This window comes from Thiobacillus sp. (assembly GCF_030696885.1).
Taxonomy (GTDB): Bacteria; Pseudomonadota; Gammaproteobacteria; order Burkholderiales; family Thiobacillaceae; genus Thiobacillus.
In genome coordinates, this window is record NZ_JAUYRI010000012.1 from 1 (window position 1) to 17,829 (window position 17,829).

Below are 17,829 nucleotides of genomic sequence, written 5' to 3' on the forward strand. Positions count from 1 at the left end.
GACGCATTCAGCTGGGGGGGCATCGTCTCGGCGACCAAACGTTTCGACAATGGCAACCGTCTCGGCTTTGGCATGGGCGTATTCGACCGCATCGAGGAAACGAGCGTATTCCCGTTCCTACTGGTCGACTGGCGGATCAGCGATCGTTGGCGTCTGGTGAACCCGCTTCCCGCGGGACCCACCGGGCCAGCCGGCCTGGAGCTTGAGTACCGCTTCGACAGCGGCTGGAACGTCGGGCTCGGAGCCGCGTGGCGCAACGCGCGCTTTCGCCTGAGCAATGACGGCCCAGTGCCCAACGGTATCGGCGAGGAACGTGGCGTACCCGTGTTTCTCCGCGCGACGCACGCTTATGGTGAACAGATGTCACTGAGCCTGTACGCGGGTGTCATCACTGCCGGCCAACTGCGGGTCGAGGATTCGTCCGGCAACAAGCTGACCCAGGTCGACGCCGACACGGCACCGTTCTTCGGCGCCACGTTCTCCGCGCGATTCTGAGCCGCAGGATTGGGGGACGCTACGCCCCATATTTTTCGAGACGGACGGCAATGCCCCCATAAGTACAAACGACAAGGGACGCGGTTGCGGCCCTTGTCGTTTGCGTCGGATAGTTGGACGGCTGCTGGTCGGCCAGTGCAACCGTTGTGGAAGTCTGACCCTGGCCCCTTTAACCCACGGATAAGACGCAGGCCCCCAATTAATGGTGTCTAATCCCATTTTTTGCCATTTTTTGCAATGAAGTCGACGGCATTCGGTAATTTCTTCGCGCGCCGCTGGCAAGGCCAGGTTCCCCTGGCCGCCCTGCTCTGGCGCGACATGCTCGGCGTCGGCACCCTGATCAATATCGTCGCCACCGTCCTCGCCCTTGCCGTCATGGTCCAGGGCGCCCATCCTGCGGTGGCCGTTGCGCTGCACTTCGCACCCCTGCCCTACAACGTTTTCCTGTTCGCCGCGGTATGGCGATCGCCTCATCGGGATGTTGTCACTGGCACCATCGCCGCCGTGTGGCTGGCCGCCGTGACGCTCATTTGAAGCGCGTCATGCCGGGCCATGCGATGCCGGCACAGGAATCAATGGTATCTGACCCCATTTGTTCGCAATCTTCCCGCACCCCACGCAGACCGAACTGTTCGGCGAGCTGGCGCGGCGGTTGTTGAACCGGCTGCGGCGAACGGCGAAGAAGTAAGCGTTCGGTAGCACCAATAACGAGGGCCGCGATTGCGGCCCTCGTTGTTTCATACGTGGCAGTGCCTGCTGGGTCACCTGAAGCACCTGATCGGGCTGCTGGGCCGATATGTTACGGCTTTAATGTACCCCGGTTGGCATGATTGCCATACCTGATAAAGTCACACCAGACGAATCAGGGAGCAAGCTAAATGGCGCAGGCCGCAGAATCACCGATTCAAGAGAAATGGGATGGAGACCATCTTGACCGGGCATCATCCGCACGGTTTCTAACTACCTACCTCAATGGCATTTATCACGAAGAGAATAAGGACGCTTATGCTGGCCACTTCGTACTCAATTTGAACGCCAGTTGGGGGCATGGGAAAAGCTTCCTGATTGAAAAGTGGGTAGAAGACCTGAGAAATGCAAATTATCCAGTCGTAAAGTTTGACGCCTGGGCAAACGATTTCTCTAAAGACCCGCTACTCGGTTTCTTGTCTGAACTATATGCAGCGCTTGACCCTTGGTTGAAAGATATAGCACCAGCTAAAGCCGCAATGCGGAACGTGAAGAAATCAGCCTCCAAGGTAATTAGCGCAAGCGTAGGGCTTTTCGCGGGTGGTGCGGCAGCAGCCCTAACCGAAGTGAGTTTGAATGCCCTCACTGGTGCATTAGGTGCAAGCGATTCCACAACAGATGCTGTTGCAAGCAAGGTCGCAGATAGTGCGGGAAAACTAGCGGATCGCGCACTTAAGGAACATCGGGAAACCAAAAAGGCTATCTCCGATTTCAGGAAGCATCTTGAAACACTTATCAAGGCTATTGAAGGAAACAACAAAGGGAAAAGGCTCCCCCTTTACATCTTTGTAGATGAGCTAGATCGGTGCCGTCCGACTTACGCAATCGAATTATTGGAGAACATCAAACACCTGTTCGGGGTTAAGGGTGTGTTCTTCATTGTTGCCACCAACAAAGAACAGCTTTGCCATTCCATTGGTGCTGTCTACGGCAGCGGATTTGATGCGGCGACCTACTTGGGTAGGTTTTTCGATCAGGAATACACACTTCCCGAACCGAACAATAGACAGTACGCAAAATTCCTATTTGATAAATACCAGATCAAGGATGAGGATAGATTCATCACCCCCTTGCACCTCGATGAGAAACACTTCCCACACTTGCAAGCCACATTCGCAGCCTTCTCAGATGCCTTCAAGCTATCACTCCGGGACCAGGGGCAAACTGCACATCGATTAAAGGCTATACTCTCCGTTTGCACGAGTGAGATAGTTTATTTCGACTATCTAGTCTTTCTCCTTATGCTGAAAAAAAAGTCAGAACCCCTACTTAATCAGATTTCCTCCCAAACAAGATTTGACTCAAACAAGTTCAAAGAGGACTTATCCAAAATATTCAATCTGCACATTCCCATGAAAGTCCCTCTGGTGTCGCAATGGAATGGGGTCATGCGTGAGTCAGAACACTCTATAGTCGATCTTGTTGACAAATACCTCCAGAAGATTTCTAAGACTAAATGGGCTTACATCAGTGCATCTCGCGGTGACAATGATGAAAACTTCAGGACTGAACTCGCATTCTTGAGAGAAGCCAAAAGCACCAGTTCGAGGGTTGAGTTGTTTTCCTTTGCTGAGTATCCAAACCTAGTCAATCAGGTCGGGCAACTGACTTAAGACACGGTCTGTGGTCTCTGGGTCGTAAGTAAAATGATCTTCATACCCCGATTCGTAGCACACACAGATATGGAAACGATCAAGGGTTCTCAACCTTCCATGCTAGAGGGGTCAGGATATCGAGCATCACATCCTCGAAGGTAGCCGGCCCAATAATAAAGGTGATCATTCGCCGAATCTCTCCCATCCTGGAACGCTTTCAACGCCGTTCATTTAAATCCATGTCGCCGCGTGGCTAATGCCTGCGGCACTGCTGCCGTAAACATACCCATCACCCCATCCTCACCCGCAGGCACCTCCCATGACCCACCCCCGCATCCAGCCCGCCATCGACCAGGTCTCGCAGGTCATCCTCGGCAAGGACCGGCAGATCCGCCTGGCGCTCGCCTGCCTGCTGGCGCGCGGGCATCTGCTGATCGAGGACTTGCCGGGCGTGGGCAAGACGACGCTGGCGCATGTGCTGGCGAAGACGCTGGGACTTGATTTCCAGCGCATCCAGTTCACCAGCGATTTGCTGCCGGCGGACATTCTCGGCGTGTCGGTATATGACCGCGACAGCGCGAGCTTCAAGTTCCATCCCGGTCCGGTGTTCACCCGAATGATTCTCGCCGACGAGATCAACCGCGCCACGCCCAAGGCGCAAAGCGCGCTGCTCGAGGCGATGGAGGAACACCAGGTGACGGTGGAGGGCGAGACGCGTCTGCTGCCCGAACCCTTCTTCGTGATCGCGACGCAGAATCCGGCGCATCAGGTCGGCACGTTTCCGCTGCCCGAATCGCAGCTCGACCGGTTTCTGATGCGTATCGAGCTCGGCTACCCGGATACCCAGGCGGAGCGCGCGCTGCTGCAGGGCAAGGACCGGCGCGAACTGCTGGCCGGCCTGCAGCCCGCGCTCTCGCCGCAGCAACTCGAAGCGCTGCAGCAGGCGGCCAGCGCGGTGTTCGTGTCCGATGCGCTGCTCGACTACATCCAGGCGCTGCTCGCCTATACCCGCCATACGCCGCGTTATCTGAGCGGCCTCTCTCCGCGCGCCGCGCTGGCCTTGCTGCATGCGGCGCAGGCGTGGGCATTGATCGAAGGGCGCGATGCGGTGCTGCCGGAAGACGTACAGGCGGTGCTGCCGGCGGTGGCCGGGCATCGCCTGCACGGCAGCGGCGAATTCAGCGGCGATGCCGGCCCTGCGCTGATCGCGCATCTGCGCGCGGCGGTGCCCATTCCCGGAGATGGCGGGCCCGGAGATGTCAGGCTTGGCGCAGCGTCTGGCAAGCGGACTGGCAAAACGGCCGTCGCGCGCCACGTCGTTTCTGCGGCAACTCTTGCGGCCCGCACCGGACGCCGCGCCGGTCACGCTCACCCAGCGCCGCATCTACGTGCTGCCCACGCGGTCCGGGCTGATCTTCGCGCTGATGCTGGCGGTGATGCTGCTGGGCTCGATCAACTACGCCAATAGCATGGGCTTCGTGCTGACCTTTCTGCTCGGCAGCCTGGCGGTGGTGTCCATCCTCCACACCTGGCGCAATCTGGCACGGCTCACGGTCAGCGCCGGCAAAAGCACGCCGGTGTTCGCCGGTCAGGACGCGCGCTTCGAGGTCTGCCTCAACAATCCGGGCGGCATTGCGCGCCATGCCATCGGCCTGCGCGCGGGGGACGCGAGCGGCGAGTTCGCGGACGTGCCGCCGCATCAGGCCGCCTGCCTGACGTTCACACGGCGCGCCGAAAAGCGCGGCCTGCTGCAGGCGCCCAGCTTCACGCTTTTCACGACGTTTCCGCTCGGCCTTTTTCGCGCCTGGACCCACCTCGACCTGGACATGCGCTGCCTGGTGTATCCGCGCCCGGCACCGGAGGCACTGCCGCTGCCGCTGGCGCGTGCCGAGGCCGGATCGGGGCGCAGCCACGGCGAAGGGCAAGAGGACTTCAGTGGCCTGCGCACCTGGCACAGCGGCGACTCGCTGCGGCAGGTGGCGTGGAAGGCGGTCGCGCGCGAACAGGGCATGCTCACCAAACAGTTCGCGGGCGAAGCGCAGCAGGAGGTCTGGCTGGACTGGGATACGCTCGCCGGCCCGGACACCGAAGCGCGCCTGTCGCGGCTAACGCGCTGGGTGCTGGATGCCGACGCCGCCACGCAACGCTATGGCCTGCGTTTGCCGGGCTGCAGCCTTGCCCCCGGCATGGGCGATGAACACCGCCGCCAGTGTCTGGAAGCGCTGGCGCGCTTCGGCCTATGAGCAATCTCGCCTGGCTGCTGGCCTCGCTCGCGCTGGCCATCGCGCCGCACCTCGGGCATGTGCCGCTGTGGACCGGGCCCTTGTGCCTGGCGCTGGGGCTGTGGCGGCTGGCCGTCGAGCATGGCAAGACGAAGCTGCCGAAAAAATGGCTGCTGTTCGGGCTCACCGCCGCGATCACGGCCGCCATCCTCGGCCATTTCCACACTCTGCTCGGCCGCGATGCGGGGGTCACGCTGCTGGTCGCAATGATCGCGCTCAAGCTGCTGGAAATGAAATCGCCGCGCGACACCATGGTGCTGATTTTTCTTGGCTACTTTCTGGTCATCGCCGGCTTTCTGTATTCGCAGTCGATCCCGATGGCGCTCTACCTGCTGCTGGTGGTGTGGGTCACCACGACCACGATGATCGGCTACAACGACGTCAAATACGGGCTCGCCGTGCGCCCCCGCCTGCGCCTGCGCCTGGCCGGGACGCTGCTGGTGCAGGCGGTGCCGCTGATGCTGGTGCTGTTCGTGCTGTTTCCGCGCGTGCCGCAGCTGTGGGGGCTGCCCAAGGATGCGCATGCCGGCATGACGGGGCTGTCGGACAGCATGTCGCCGGGCACGATCAGCGAACTGATCCGCTCCGATGCGATTGCGTTTCGGGTCCGCTTCGACGGCGCGCCGCCGCAACCGACTGCACGCTACTGGCGCGGCCCGGTGCTGTGGGATTACGACGGCCGTAGCTGGTCGACGCGCACGCCGACCGAAGGCGGCGCACCGCAAGTCGAGCTGCTGGGCGAGGCCTTGCGCTACACGCTCACGCTGGAGCCGCACAACCAGCGCTGGCTGTTCGCGCTCGAACTGCCGGCGGCGCTGCCGCCCGGCAGCCGCGCCGGTACGGACATGCAGATTCTTGCGCAGGCGCCAGTGCGGCAGCGGGTGCGCTACAGCCTCGCATCGCATACCCGCTACCGGCTGGGCGCCGAGCCGGGTGCAAGCGAACAGCAACGTGCGCTGCGTCTGCCGGCACAGGCCAACCCGCGCGCGCAGGCCCTGGCCGCGCGCTGGCGCAGCGCACACGCCAATCCGAGCGCCATCGTCGACGAAGCGCTCGGCATGTTCCGCAACCAGCTGTTTTTTTATACTTTGAGCCCGCCGCTCCTAGGGCAGCAGGCCGTGGACGATTTTCTGTTCGGCACACGGCGCGGCTTCTGCGAGCACTACGCCGGCGCCTTCGTGTTCCTGATGCGCGCCGCCGGCGTGCCGGCCCGCGTGGTGACGGGCTATCAGGGTGGCGCCATGAATCCGCTCGGCGATTACCTGATCGTGCGCCAGTCCGATGCCCACGCCTGGGCCGAAGTCTGGCTGGCGGGACAGGGCTGGGTGCGCATCGACCCGACCGCTGCCGTCTCGCCCGACCGAATCGAGTCCGGCATTGCCGCCGCCCTGCCCGAGGCCGAGCTGCCGTTTGCGATGACACAGTTGAACCTTGACTGGCTGCAGCGCGCACGCATGAGCTGGGACATGCTCAACAACAACTGGAATCAATGGGTGCTGGGTTACGGGCAGGAACAGCAGCGCAGTTTCCTGTCGCGCTTTCACGCATCGCTCGCCTCGTGGCAGGGGATGGCGATCGCGATGGGGACGGGGCTTGCGGTGCTGTTGCTGGGAATCGCACTGTGGATGCTGTGGCACGCGCCGCGCCGCGGCACTGACCCGGTGCAGGCCGCCTATCGGACGTTCTGCATCCGCCTGGCGCGGCGCGGCATTTCACGCGCGCTGCACGAAGGACCGGCCGATTTCGCACTGCGCGCCGCGCAGCTGCGTCCCGACCTGGCTGCGCAAATCGGCCACATCACGCAGTGCTACATCGGGCTGCGTTATGGCCGTCAACACGACGCCGTGCGCGCGCTGCGACAGGCGGTGCGGCGTTTCCGGCCCTAGCCGAAGATGCCCTTGAAGAACAGCCGGATGCTGTCCCACACGCGGCGGAAGAAACCGCCTTCCTCGATGGTTTCCATCGCGACCACGTCGGCCTGGTTCAGCACCTTTTCGCCCTGCAGCACTTCGATCTTGCCGATGACCTGACCCTGCTGTACCGGTGCGATCAGTTTCGGCTCCAGCACCACCCGCGTGCTCAGGGTGTCGGCGGTGCCGCGGGCAACGGTGACGGCGAGGTCGGTTCTGACGCCGGCCTTGACCATGCGCGCGGCGCCCTTCCACAGCGGCACCTGGGTCACCACTTCGCCCTGTTCGTGGAAGGTCTTGTTCTCGAAGAAGCGGAAGCCGTAGCCCAGCAGCGTCGCGGTTTCGGTGGCGCGCGCGGCTTCGCTTTCGGTGCCGAAGACGGAGGCAACCAGGCGCATGCCGTCACGCTTGGCCGACGCCACCAGACAGTAGCCGGCTTCCTCGGTGTGGCCGGTCTTCAGGCCGTCGACGCTGGGGTCGCGCCACAACAGCAGGTTGCGGTTGGGCTGCTTGATGCCGCTCCAGACGAATTCCTTTTCGGCATACATCGCGTAGTGCTCGGGGTCCTCGATCACGATGGCCCGCGCCAGCTTAGCCATGTCGAGCGCGCTCGAATAGTGGCCTTCGGCCGGCCAGCCGGTGGCGTTGACGAACTGGGTGTCGGCCAGGCCCAGCCGCTTCGCTTCCTGGTTCATCATCGCGGCGAAGGTGTCCTCGCTGCCGGCGAGATGTTCGGCCAGCGCAATGCTGGCATCGTTGCCCGACTGCACGATGATGCCGCGCAGCAGATCGCTGACCGCGACCTGGTCGCCGACGTGGACAAACATCTTGGAGCCGCCCATGCGCCAGGCTTTTTCGCTGATGGTGACGAGATCGCCCTCCTTGACCTTGCCGCGCTGGAGCTCGAGGGCGGCGACGTGTGCGGTCATCAGCTTGGTGAGGCTGGCAGGGGGCAGGCGCACCGCGCCCAGATGGTCTACCAGGATGGTGCCGCTGGCGACATCCATCAGCACCCACGATTTGGCGGTCAGTTGCGGGGGCGGCGGAACGTTGGCGGCCAGCGCGGCCGGCGCCATCAATACGCTGAAAATCAATACGAGTCGCTGCAGGAAATACGGGGTCGTCATGGGAGGCTCAAGCGTGGGTAAACGGAATGGACAGACACGCACATGTGCGTGCAGGTTCAGGATAACACCACCGCCCGCGCTGCGTCAGCCGCCTGTTAAACTCGCAGCCTGCAAAGCAACCGCACGGGCCGCCCATGACCGCACGTCGAACCCACCATCTCACCCGCCAGATCGTGATCGCGATGGTTGCCGGCATCGTGCTGGGGGTGGCGCTGAATCGGGTGGACACGGCAGGCTGGGTCCAGCTGTTCGTGATCGACGGCCTGCTGCATGTGGTCGGTACGGTGTTTGTCTCCGCGCTTAAAATGATGGTGGTGCCGCTGGTGTTCGTGTCGCTGGTCGCCGGCGTCACCGCGCTGTCCGACCTGTCAGCACTGGGACGCATCGGTGTCAAGGCGCTGGTGCTGTATCTGGCGACCACTGCGATCGCGGTGACCCTTGCACTGTCGCTGGCCGGCATCGTCGGCCCCGGCGAAGGTTTCGACGCCGGCGAGACGCCGGCCAGCTTTTCCGGCAATGACGCCCCGCCGCTGACCCAGGTGCTGATCGACCTGGTGCCGACCAACCCGGTGGCGGCGATGGCCGAGGGCAACATGCTGCAGATCATCGTGTTCGCGCTGCTGTTCGGCATTGCAATCACGATGTCGGGGACGCGCGGCACGCACGTGCTGAACCTGTTCGGCGATCTCAACACGGTGATCATGCACATGGTCGAGTGGATCATGCGGCTCGCGCCCTACGGCGTGTTCGCGCTGATCACCCGCACCTTCGCCACCCAGGGGCTCGACCTGCTGCTGCCGCTGGCGGCCTATTTCCTCACCCTGACCGCCGCGCTGGCGATCCAGGTGTTCGGCGTCTATCCGCTGCTGCTGCGCACCCTGGCCGGGCTCAATCCGCTCACCTTCCTGAAGAAGATGCGCGACCCGGCGGCCTTCGCGTTTTCCACCGCGAGCTCCGGCGCCACCATTCCGGTGACGCTGCACACGGTGGAAAAGAAAATGGGCGTGAAGAACAGCGTCGCCTCATTCAGCGTGCCGCTCGGCGCCACCATCAACATGGACGGCACCGCGATGATGCAGGGCGTGGCCACGGTCTTCATCGCCAACGTCTACGGTGTCGATCTTTCACTCACCGACTACCTGCTGGTGGTGCTCACCGCCACGCTCGCGTCGGTTGGCACCGCGGCAATTCCCGCGGTGGGCCTCGTCACGCTGACCATGGTGCTGGGCCAGGTCGGCCTGCCGGTCGAGGGCATCGCGCTCATCATCGGCGTCGATCGCCTGCTCGACATGATGCGCACCGTGACCAACGTCACCGGTGACGCGGCCATCAGTTGCATCGTCGCCAAGAGCGAAAACGCCTTCGACCAGGCCGTATTCGACGACCCTGAAGCGGGTTCGGTCGAAGCCGCCACGCAGCGCCCCCCTTCCCACTCAACTGCCTGAACCATGCTCTATTCGCTGCTCCGCCCCGCCCTGTTCTCGCTCGACCCCGAAGACGCACACGGCTTCACGCTTTTCAGCCTCGACCTCGCCCAGCGCACCCGCCTGCTGAATCTGCTGCCGCGCGCGTCCGGCACGCCGGTGCAGGTGATGGGCATCGATTTCCCCAACGCCGTCGGCCTGGCCGCCGGGCTCGACAAGGACGGCGCGCATATCCACGCGCTGGCGGCGCTGGGATTCGGCTTCATCGAGATCGGCACGGTGACGCCGCGCCCGCAATCCGGCAACCCGAAACCGCGCATGTTCCGCCTGCCTGCTGCCGAGGCCATCATCAACCGCATGGGCTTCAACAACCTCGGCGTCGACAACCTGGTGCGGAACGTTGCGGCCAGCGGCTTTGGCGGCGTGCTGGGCATCAACATCGGCAAGAACAAGGATACGCCGAACGACCAGGCGGTCGACGACTACCTGGCCTGCCTCGACAAGGTGTATGCGCACGCCCGCTATGTAACGGTGAACATTTCCTCGCCCAACACCGCGAACCTGCGCGAGTTGCAGAAGGACGAGGCGCTCGACGCGCTGCTCTCGGCGATCAAGCACCGGCAGTCCGATCTCGCGCAGCAGCATGGAAAATACGTGCCGATTGCGCTGAAGATCGCGCCCGACCTTGACGACGCGCAGATCGCCGCGATCGCCGCGCTCTTGATGATGCATCGCATCGACGCGGTGATCGCCACCAACACCACACTCGCGCGCGACGCGGTCGCTGGCCTGCCGAACGCCGGCGAGGCCGGCGGCCTGTCCGGCGCACCGGTGCGCGCAGCGTCGACCCGCGTGATTCGCGAACTGGCACGCCATCTGCAGAACGAAGTGCCGATCATCGGCGTCGGCGGCATCCTCTCGGGCGCCGACGCCGCGGAGAAAATCGCCGCCGGCGCCACGCTGGTGCAGCTCTACACCGGCCTGATCTATCGCGGCCCCGAACTGGTCAAGGAATGCGTGGAGCGCCTGACTTGATGTGCGGACGACGGCTGAGTGCCGTCCTGCTCGCCCTGCTGGTGCACGCGGCCGTCCAGGCCGCGCCGCCCGAGCACGCGGTCGTCACCCACTTTCCCCAGCCCGCGCTGACGCCGGAGCAACTGGGTGTCATCGTCAACGAAGACGATCCCGACAGCATTGAAATTGCCCGCTATTACCGCGAGAAACGCGGCATCCCGGCGGCCAATCTGATCCACGTTCGCTTCCGGCCGGGACACAGCACGCTCAGCCGCGCGGAATTCGCCGCGTTGAAGCAGCAGGTCGACCGCGCCACACCCGCGCACATCCAGGCCTATGCGCTCACCTGGGCGCAACCCTGGCGGGTCGACTGCATGTCGATCACCGCGGCCTTCGCGTTCGGCTTCGACGCTGCCTATTGCGCCAGCGATTGCCGGCCGACGCAGACCAGCCCCTATTTCAACAGTTCGGCAACCCATCCCCACACGGCGCACCAGATCCGCCCGACGATGAGCCTGGCCGCCGCCAGCGTGGCCGACGCGAAACAGCTGATCGACCGCGGCGTGGCCGCCGACGGCAGCAACCCGGCGGGCACCGCCTACCTCGTCAGCACCCGCGACCGTGCCCGCAACGTGCGCGCCGGCGGCTACGGCGCGCTGCGGGCCCGCATGCAGCGCATCTTTCCGGTCGACATCGTCGAAGCCGACGCGCTCGAAAACAAATCCGATGTGATGTTCTATTTCACCGGCAGCACGCAGGTACCGGGGCTCGGCCGCAACACCTTCCTGCCCGGCGCGATCGGCGATCACCTCACCTCGGCCGGCGGCGTGCTGTTCGGCGGCAGCCAGATGAGCAGTCTCGCCTGGCTCCGGGCCGGCGCCACCGGCAGCTACGGCGCCGTGGTCGAGCCGTGCAATTTTCCTGGCAAGTTTCCGCTGCCGGACATCGTCATGGCGCGCTATCTACAGGGCGAGACCCTGATCGAGGCCTACTGGAAAAGCGTGCTGATGCCCGGACAGGGGCTGTTCATCGGCGAGCCGCTGGCACGACCGTTTGCCGGCATCGCACACCTGGCCCGCGAGGGCGGCCTGAGCGTGTCGGCGCGGCTGCTCACGCCCGGGCTTTATGACGTTCAGGCCGCGCCGTCGATGCTGGGGCCCTACCGCAGCGTCGGCCGCATTCCGGTCAACTGGGGCATGCGCGAGATCCGGCTCGAGCGTGTCCCGCCGGCCTACTACCGCTTCGTTCGCCGCGCCGATCCTGCGCCCGTCCGCTAGCCGGCTACACTTCAGGCACGCGGCCACTTTGGTTATGCTGCGGCCATCCCAACGCGCGAGACCGTCATGCACATCGGCATCCCCAGGGAAATCAAGAACCACGAATACCGGGTGGCCCTCACCCCGGAAGGCGCACGCGTCTTGACCGACGCCGGTCACCGGGTCAGCGTCGAAACCGGCGCTGGCGCCGAAGCGGGGTTTTCCGATGCAGCCTACCGCGTTGCAGGCGCGACGGTGGCGGTGACGCCGGACCAGGTCTGGGCCGCCGATCTGGTGGTCAAGGTGAAGGAGCCGCAGCCGGATGAAGTGGCCTGGCTGTGCAACGGCCAGCTGCTGTTCTGCTACCTGCACCTGGCGGCCGCACCCGAACTCGCCCGTGCGCTGATGGCGCACGGCGTGACCGCGATTGCCTACGAAACCGTGAGCGGCCCCGGCGGCGGCCTGCCGCTGTTGCAGCCGATGTCGGACATTGCCGGTCGGCTGGCGCCGCAGATGGGTGCGCTCGGCCTGCACAAATCAAACGGTGGCAACGGCAAGCTGATCAGCGGCATGCCCGGCGTGCCGCCGGCGCATGTGCTGGTTCTCGGCGCCGGCGTGGTGGGCATGAGTGCGGCCCGCATGGCGGTCGGGCTCGGGGCGCGGGTGACGCTGATCGACCGCATGCGGGATGCGCTCGCGCGCGCCGAAGCGCAGTTCGGCGCGCGGGTGGAAACCCGCTTTTCGTCGCCGGAGGCGATCACCGACGCGCTTGCCGAGGCCGACATCGTGATCGGCGCAGCGCAGATTCCGGGCCGCCACGCACCCCGCCTGATCAGCCGCACCGCCCTGCAGCGGATGCCGGCAGGGTCGGTGCTGGTCGATGTGGCGATCGACCAGGGCGGCATCGCCGAGACCTCGCGCCCCACCACCCACAGCGACCCCTTCTTCGTCGCCGAAGGCATCGTCCACTATTGCGTCACCAACATGCCCGGCGCGGTGGCGCACACCGCCACCCAGGCGCTGACCCACGCCACGCTGCCGCATGTGTTGGCGCTGGCGCAGCGCGGGCTGGGCGCGCTGGAAACGGATGTCGGACTGAAGGCCGGCCTGCACGTGCATGCCGGCGCCATCACCCATGCCGGGCTGGCGCAGGATCTGGGCGTGGGCTGACTCAGGCCGCGGGCGTGGGCGTGGCGTCCGGGCTGTCCAGCCAGACGTGCCCTTGCACTGACAGATCGGGGCCGAAACGGTAGACCAGCGGCACGCCGGAGGGGATTTCCACCTGCTCCATCGCCTCGGCCGACAGGCCATCCAGATGCATCACCAGCCCACGCAGCGTGTTGCCGTGGCTGATCACCAAGATACGCCGCCCCGCCTCGATCCGCGGCACCAGCACCGCCTTCCAGTAGGGCATCATGCGCTGCTGGCAGTCGCGCAGGCTTTCGCTGGCCGGCAACTCCGCAGGCACCAGGTTCGCATACAAGGAATCGAAGCGCGGATGACGCGGATCGTCCCAGTCCAGCGGCGGTGGCGGCTCAGTGTAGCCGCGCCACCAGCGGCGCGCGGCCGCTTCGCCCCAGGTGGAAAAAATCTCGCGCTTGTTCAGACCTTGCAGCGCGCCGTAATGCCGTTCATTCAGCCGCCAGTCGGTGAACAGCGGCACTGCGGGCGTGCCCATCGCAGCCAGCAGCGCGTCGGCCGTCTGGCGCGTGCGCTGCAGCACCGAGCCGTGCACCTCGTCGAAGTCATAGCCCGCCTGCGCAAGCCGTCGTCCCGCCGCGGCCGCCTCGGCGAGGCCGACGCCGGTCAGCGGAATATCGGTCCAGCCGGTGAAGCGGTCGGACAGATTCCATTCGCTGTGGCCATGGCGCAGCAGCACGATGTGGTCGGCAGCGCTCATTCGGGTGGTTCCGTCAGAACTTCATTCAGGTGGTGGCGGTCGGCCCAGGATTCGAGATGCCAGCCCTGGCCGTCGATGTGGAACCAGTTCAGGCCGCAGTTGGGAATTTTGAAATCGCGCGGGGCGCTGAGGGACCTGCCGGTGGCTCGGCGATACACGACGTCGAGCACGCCGCTGTGGCTGACCACGGCAAGCGTCTGTCCTCCGTGGTGGCGGGCCAGCCACGTGATGCCTGCGGTAACGCGTTCGGCGAAGGCATGCAGCGATTCCCCGTTCTCGAAATCGTAGTCCGGGTCGCGCGCGACGTAGTGCGTATACGCCTCAGGGTGACGTTCGGCGCCCTGCGCGGCGGTCAGCCCCTGGAAAATGCCGAAATGCCGTTCGCGCAGTTGCGGCAGCAGCTTCACCGTGTGGTCTTCGCGCTGCGCCAGCATCTGCGCCGTCTCGCTCGCCCGCAGCAGGTCGCTGCTGTAAATCGCGTTGAAGCGGTGGTGCGCTGCATTGAATGCCATCGCCAGCGCCTGCGCGCGGCCGGTGGCATTCAGCGGCACATCGGTGTGCCCCTGGATGCGGCCTACGGCATTCCAGTCGGTTTCGCCATGGCGAATGATGCAGAGCCGGGTGGCAAGCGGTTTGGGCGTGTGGTGCATATCCATTGTGCTGAATTTGTTCTATACCAAATCCAAATCTGACATAAAAATAGGGATGGCGCCCAATTCTCCCGAAAACCACACCGCGCACCCATCGCCCGCCCCGGCAGTGTGCGACAACTTGACACACTCCAGCATAAATAGATATATTTATCCGCATATGTGAAAGCCGGCTGCCGGCGCACGCAAAAAATCAGTCATCAATCACGGGAGACGTGTATGGAAGCGACAACCTACAACTACAAGGTCGTCCGCCAGTTCGCCATCATGACGGTGGTATGGGGAATCGTCGGCATGCTGGTCGGGGTGATCCTGGCCGCGCAGCTGATCTGGCCAGACCTGACCTTCGGCATCGAATGGTTGTCCTACGGCCGGCTACGACCCCTGCATACCAACGCGGTGATCTTCGCCTTCGGCGGCTCGGCGATGTTCGCGGTCTCCTACTACATCGTGCAGCGCACCTGCCAGGTGCGACTGTGGGCCGAGAAGCTGGCGGCCTTCACCTTCTGGGGCTGGACGCTGGTAATCGTGCTGGCCGCCATCACGCTGCCGCTGGGCATGACCACGTCCAAGGAATACGCCGAGCTGGAATGGCCGATCGACATCCTGATCACCGTGGTGTGGGTGGCGTACGCGCTGGTGTTCTTCGGCACCATCGTCAAGCGCAAGACCAAGCATATTTACGTGTCCAACTGGTTCTTCGGCGCCTACATCCTGGTGATCGCGATTCTGCATATCGTCAACAGCGCCGAACTGCCGGTGACGATGACCAAGTCCTACTCGGCCTACGCCGGGGTGCAGGATGCGATGATCCAGTGGTGGTACGGCCACAATGCGGTGGGCTTTTTCCTCACCACCGCCTTCCTCGGCATGATGTATTACTTCATCCCCAAGCAGGCCGGCCGCCCGATCTACTCCTACCGGCTGTCGATCGTCCACTTCTGGTCGCTCAACTTCATCTACATGTGGGCGGGACCGCACCATTTGCAGTACACCGCGCTACCCGACTGGGCGCAATCGCTCGGCATGGTGTTTTCGCTGATGCTGCTGGCACCTTCGTGGGGCGGCATGATGAACGGCATCATGACGCTGTCGGGCGCGTGGCATAAGCTGCGCACCGACCCCATCCTCAAGTTCATGGTGACCGCGCTGTCGTTCTACGGCATGTCGACCTTCGAGGGGCCGATGATGTCGATCAAGACGGTCAACGCCCTGTCGCACTACACCGAATGGACCGTCGGCCACGTGCACTCGGGCGCGCTGGGCTGGGTGGCGATGATCACCATCGGCTCGATGTATTACCTGATCCCGCGTCTGTTCGGTCGCGAATCGATGTTCAGCACCCGGCTCATCGAGTGGCATTTCTGGCTCTCGACCATCGGCGTGGTGCTGTACATCGCCTCGATGTGGATCGCCGGGGTGGCGCAGGGCCTGATGTGGCGCGCGGCCAACGCCGACGGCACGCTGACCTACAGCTTCGCGCAGGTGCTCAACACCATGTATCCGTTCTACGGCATCCGGCTGCTGGGCGGCGCAATGTTCTTCAGCGGCATGCTGATCATGGCGTACAACGTCTGGCAGACCACCCGCCAGGGACGCGTGGTGAATGACGCCGCGATCCCGCAAGCCGTTCACGCCTGAGGAGACCGACCATGATTTCGCATGCAACCATCGAAAAGAACCTCGGCCTGCTGATCGTGCTGACCATCCTGATCGTCAGCGTCGGCGGCCTGGTGCAGATCGTGCCGCTGTTCTTCCAGACCTCGACCACCACCGCGGTGGCGGGTCTCAAACCCTACACCGCGCTACAACTGTCGGGGCGCGACATCTACATCCGCGAAGGCTGCGTTGGCTGCCATTCGCAGATGGTGCGTCCGTTCCGCGCCGAAACCGAGCGCTACGGCCACTATTCGGTCGCCGGCGAGTTCATCTACGACCGTCCCTTTCTGTGGGGTTCCAAGCGCACCGGGCCTGACCTGCATCGCGTCGGCGGGCGCTACTCCGACGCCTGGCACGTGGCGCACCTGATGAACCCGCGCGACGTGGTGCCCGAGTCCAACATGCCGGCCTACCCCTGGCTTGACCGCCCGCTCAAGGATGCGGCGATCCAAACCAAGATGCGCCGACTGAATCTGGTGGGCCACGGCTACAGCGAGGCGGAAATCGCCGCGGCGCCGGCCGAGCTGGAAGGCAAGACCGAGATGGATGCGGTCGTCGCCTACCTGCAGTCGCTGGGCATCCACGCCCCGAAGAACTGAGCGCGCCATGGACAGCGGCACCCTCAGCGGCATCGTCACCGTCATCTTCATCGTGGTGTTCATCGGCATCGTCTGGTGGGCCTTCAGCAAGCGCAACAAGCAGCGTTTCGAAGACGCCGGCAAACTGCCTTTCGATGAAGACGACGCACCCGCCCAAAAAGGAGACAAGAAATGAGCGATTTCACCCACGGCTTCTGGTCGATCTTCATCAGCGTGCTCACTGTGTTGAGCATCGTCGGCACCTGGATCTTTCTCAAGTCGCAGACCACCCGCAAACTCGCCCCCGGCGAAAAGCCCGAGCTGATGGAACACACCTGGGACGGCGATCTGCGTGACCTTAACAACCCGCTGCCGCGCTGGTGGCTCGGGCTGTTCTACGGCACCCTGGTGTTTGCGCTGGTGTATCTGGCGCTGTGGCCGGGGCTGGGCAATTTCCCCGGCCTGCTGAAATGGACACAGCTCGGCGAGTACGAGGCCGAGGTGCAAGCGGCCGAAGCAAAATTCCAGCCGGTGTACGCCGCCTTTATGCAGCAGGACATACCCACCGTTGCCGCCAGCCCCGATGCGCGCGCCATCGGCAGGAACCTGTTCCTGACCTACTGTTCGCAGTGCCACGGTTCGAACGCGGAAGGTGCCACCGGCTACCCCAATCTGACTGACGGCGACTGGCTCTATGGCGGTGATCCCGACGCGATTCGCGCCACGCTGACCGACGGACGCTCGGGCATCATGCCGGCAATGGGCGAAGCGCTCGGCGCGCAGGGCACGAAGGAAGTGACGCATTATGTGATGTCACTGTCGGGCCGTACGCACGACGCCGCGCTCGCTGACGCGGGCCGGCCGAAGTTCGCCGAGAACTGCGCCGCCTGCCACATGCCCGACGGCACCGGCATGCAGGCGATGGGCGCGCCCAACCTCACCGACAAGGTGTGGTTATACGGCGGATCGGAAGGTGCGATCATCGAGAGCATCGCCAAGGGCCGCAACGGCGTGATGCCCGGCATCGCCCAGACGCTCGGCACCACGTCCAACAAGGAGGCCAAGCTGCATCTGCTGACGGCCTACGTATACAGCCTGTCGCAGCAGACGAAGTAAACCCGTACGCGCCCGCCGGACCTCTTCCGGCGGGCCGCTTGAGTGCATTGACACAGTGCACTCAAGCGGCTCAGCC

General features: G+C 64.0%; 16 protein-coding genes and 1 pseudogene. 14 read left to right on the top strand and 3 right to left on the bottom strand.

The annotated features are described in order from the left end of the window. From Q8R61_RS05290 to Q8R61_RS05315, 6 genes and pseudogenes are all read left to right on the top strand, one after another. On the top strand, positions 1 to 495 hold a 495-nt coding region (locus Q8R61_RS05290), incomplete at its 5' end, for a DUF6268 family outer membrane beta-barrel protein (RefSeq protein ID WP_305534960.1). A 237-nt stretch (positions 496 to 732) separates the two neighbouring features. Then, a complete protein-coding gene (locus Q8R61_RS05295) occupies positions 733 to 1,029 on the top strand; it encodes a hypothetical protein (RefSeq protein ID WP_305534962.1) in 297 nt (98 codons plus the stop codon). A 344-nt stretch (positions 1,030 to 1,373) separates the two neighbouring features. Further along, entirely contained in the window at positions 1,374 to 2,855 is a 1,482-nt protein-coding gene (locus tag Q8R61_RS05300) for a P-loop NTPase fold protein (RefSeq protein ID WP_305534964.1), read from the top strand. 301 nt (positions 2,856 to 3,156) lie between these two features. After that, positions 3,157 to 4,074 (top strand): annotated as a pseudogene (locus tag Q8R61_RS05305) (AAA family ATPase); the annotation flags it as partial. Between the two features lie 151 nt (positions 4,075 to 4,225). Then, entirely contained in the window at positions 4,226 to 5,080 is an 855-nt protein-coding gene (locus tag Q8R61_RS05310; RefSeq protein WP_305534966.1) for a DUF58 domain-containing protein, read from the top strand. Beyond that, positions 5,077 to 7,005, top strand: a complete 1,929-nt coding sequence (locus Q8R61_RS05315; RefSeq protein WP_305534968.1) for a DUF3488 and transglutaminase-like domain-containing protein — start codon at positions 5,077 to 5,079, stop codon at positions 7,003 to 7,005. The genes Q8R61_RS05310 and Q8R61_RS05315 overlap by 4 nt, the downstream gene beginning before the upstream one ends. On the opposite strand, the gene Q8R61_RS05320 is transcribed toward Q8R61_RS05315, so the two are convergent. After that, complete coding sequence (locus Q8R61_RS05320) at positions 7,002 to 8,156, bottom strand: D-alanyl-D-alanine carboxypeptidase family protein (RefSeq protein WP_305534970.1); 1,155 nt, start codon at positions 8,154 to 8,156, stop codon at positions 7,002 to 7,004. The two genes, Q8R61_RS05315 and Q8R61_RS05320, sit on opposite strands and share 4 nt — an antisense overlap. Positions 8,157 to 8,290: 134 nt before the next feature. On the opposite strand from Q8R61_RS05320, the gene Q8R61_RS05325 reads away from it, so the two are divergent. From Q8R61_RS05325 to ald, 4 genes are all read left to right on the top strand, one after another. Beyond that, positions 8,291 to 9,601 (top strand): dicarboxylate/amino acid:cation symporter, encoded by a 1,311-nt coding sequence (locus tag Q8R61_RS05325; protein ID WP_305534972.1) that lies wholly within the window; start codon positions 8,291 to 8,293, stop codon positions 9,599 to 9,601. Positions 9,602 to 9,604: 3 nt separating this feature from the next. Further along, positions 9,605 to 10,615, top strand: coding sequence for a quinone-dependent dihydroorotate dehydrogenase (locus tag Q8R61_RS05330; RefSeq protein ID WP_305534974.1), 1,011 nt, complete (start codon positions 9,605 to 9,607; stop codon positions 10,613 to 10,615). After that, positions 10,615 to 11,871 carry a TIGR03790 family protein gene (locus Q8R61_RS05335; protein WP_305534976.1) on the top strand — a complete coding sequence of 419 codons (1,257 nt, stop codon included), beginning with the start codon at positions 10,615 to 10,617 and terminating at the stop codon, positions 11,869 to 11,871. Before Q8R61_RS05330 ends, Q8R61_RS05335 begins: the two co-directional genes overlap by 1 nt. 66 nt (positions 11,872 to 11,937) lie before the next feature. Next, positions 11,938 to 13,020, top strand: coding sequence for an alanine dehydrogenase (ald, locus tag Q8R61_RS05340; protein WP_305534978.1), 1,083 nt, complete (start codon positions 11,938 to 11,940; stop codon positions 13,018 to 13,020). Position 13,021: 1 nt separating this feature from the next. Here ald and Q8R61_RS05345 read toward each other — a convergent pair whose 3' ends face one another. Together Q8R61_RS05345 and Q8R61_RS05350 are read right to left on the bottom strand one after the other, a co-directional pair. Next, positions 13,022 to 13,750: a 2,3-diphosphoglycerate-dependent phosphoglycerate mutase gene (locus Q8R61_RS05345; protein WP_305534979.1), complete on the bottom strand. Its 729-nt coding sequence runs from the start codon at positions 13,748 to 13,750 to the stop codon at positions 13,022 to 13,024. Next, a complete protein-coding gene (locus Q8R61_RS05350; protein ID WP_305534981.1) occupies positions 13,747 to 14,400 on the bottom strand; it encodes a histidine phosphatase family protein in 654 nt (217 codons plus the stop codon). The genes Q8R61_RS05345 and Q8R61_RS05350 overlap by 4 nt, the downstream gene beginning before the upstream one ends. A 219-nt stretch (positions 14,401 to 14,619) precedes the next feature. Between Q8R61_RS05350 and ccoN the strand changes: the two genes are divergently transcribed. Genes ccoN through ccoP form a run of 4 tightly spaced genes read left to right on the top strand, consistent with a single transcriptional unit; the run spans position 14,620 to position 17,753 of the window. After that, a complete protein-coding gene (ccoN, locus tag Q8R61_RS05355) occupies positions 14,620 to 16,041 on the top strand; it encodes a cytochrome-c oxidase, cbb3-type subunit I (RefSeq protein WP_305534983.1) in 1,422 nt (473 codons plus the stop codon). Positions 16,042 to 16,055: 14 nt separating this feature from the next. Continuing rightward, complete coding sequence (ccoO, locus tag Q8R61_RS05360) at positions 16,056 to 16,658, top strand: cytochrome-c oxidase, cbb3-type subunit II (protein ID WP_371133560.1); 603 nt, start codon at positions 16,056 to 16,058, stop codon at positions 16,656 to 16,658. A gap of 7 nt (positions 16,659 to 16,665) precedes the next feature. Further along, positions 16,666 to 16,833 (top strand): cbb3-type cytochrome c oxidase subunit 3, encoded by a 168-nt coding sequence (locus Q8R61_RS05365; RefSeq protein ID WP_305534988.1) that lies wholly within the window; start codon positions 16,666 to 16,668, stop codon positions 16,831 to 16,833. Further along, positions 16,830 to 17,753, top strand: coding sequence for a cytochrome-c oxidase, cbb3-type subunit III (gene ccoP, locus Q8R61_RS05370; RefSeq protein WP_305534990.1), 924 nt, complete (start codon positions 16,830 to 16,832; stop codon positions 17,751 to 17,753). The genes Q8R61_RS05365 and ccoP overlap by 4 nt, the downstream gene beginning before the upstream one ends. Positions 17,754 to 17,829: the final 76 nt, after the last annotated feature.

What these genes read in the sequence shown, in the direction of transcription:
- Q8R61_RS05295 (WP_305534962.1), top strand. Translation starts at nt 733, where the DNA reads ATGAAGTCGACGGCATTCGGTAATTTCTTCGCGCGCCGCTGGCAAGGC.
- Q8R61_RS05300 (WP_305534964.1), top strand. Translation starts at nt 1,374, where the DNA reads ATGGCGCAGGCCGCAGAATCACCGATTCAAGAGAAATGGGATGGAGAC.
- Q8R61_RS05315 (WP_305534968.1), top strand. Translation starts at nt 5,077, where the DNA reads ATGAGCAATCTCGCCTGGCTGCTGGCCTCGCTCGCGCTGGCCATCGCG.
- Q8R61_RS05320 (WP_305534970.1), bottom strand. Translation starts at nt 8,156, where the DNA reads ATGACGACCCCGTATTTCCTGCAGCGACTCGTATTGATTTTCAGCGTA.
- Q8R61_RS05325 (WP_305534972.1), top strand. Translation starts at nt 8,291, where the DNA reads ATGACCGCACGTCGAACCCACCATCTCACCCGCCAGATCGTGATCGCG.
- Q8R61_RS05330 (WP_305534974.1), top strand. Translation starts at nt 9,605, where the DNA reads ATGCTCTATTCGCTGCTCCGCCCCGCCCTGTTCTCGCTCGACCCCGAA.
- Q8R61_RS05335 (WP_305534976.1), top strand. Translation starts at nt 10,615, where the DNA reads ATGTGCGGACGACGGCTGAGTGCCGTCCTGCTCGCCCTGCTGGTGCAC.
- ald (WP_305534978.1), top strand. Translation starts at nt 11,938, where the DNA reads ATGCACATCGGCATCCCCAGGGAAATCAAGAACCACGAATACCGGGTG.
- Q8R61_RS05345 (WP_305534979.1), bottom strand. Translation starts at nt 13,750, where the DNA reads ATGAGCGCTGCCGACCACATCGTGCTGCTGCGCCATGGCCACAGCGAA.
- Q8R61_RS05350 (WP_305534981.1), bottom strand. Translation starts at nt 14,400, where the DNA reads ATGCACCACACGCCCAAACCGCTTGCCACCCGGCTCTGCATCATTCGC.
- ccoN (WP_305534983.1), top strand. Translation starts at nt 14,620, where the DNA reads ATGGAAGCGACAACCTACAACTACAAGGTCGTCCGCCAGTTCGCCATC.
- Q8R61_RS05365 (WP_305534988.1), top strand. Translation starts at nt 16,666, where the DNA reads ATGGACAGCGGCACCCTCAGCGGCATCGTCACCGTCATCTTCATCGTG.
- ccoP (WP_305534990.1), top strand. Translation starts at nt 16,830, where the DNA reads ATGAGCGATTTCACCCACGGCTTCTGGTCGATCTTCATCAGCGTGCTC.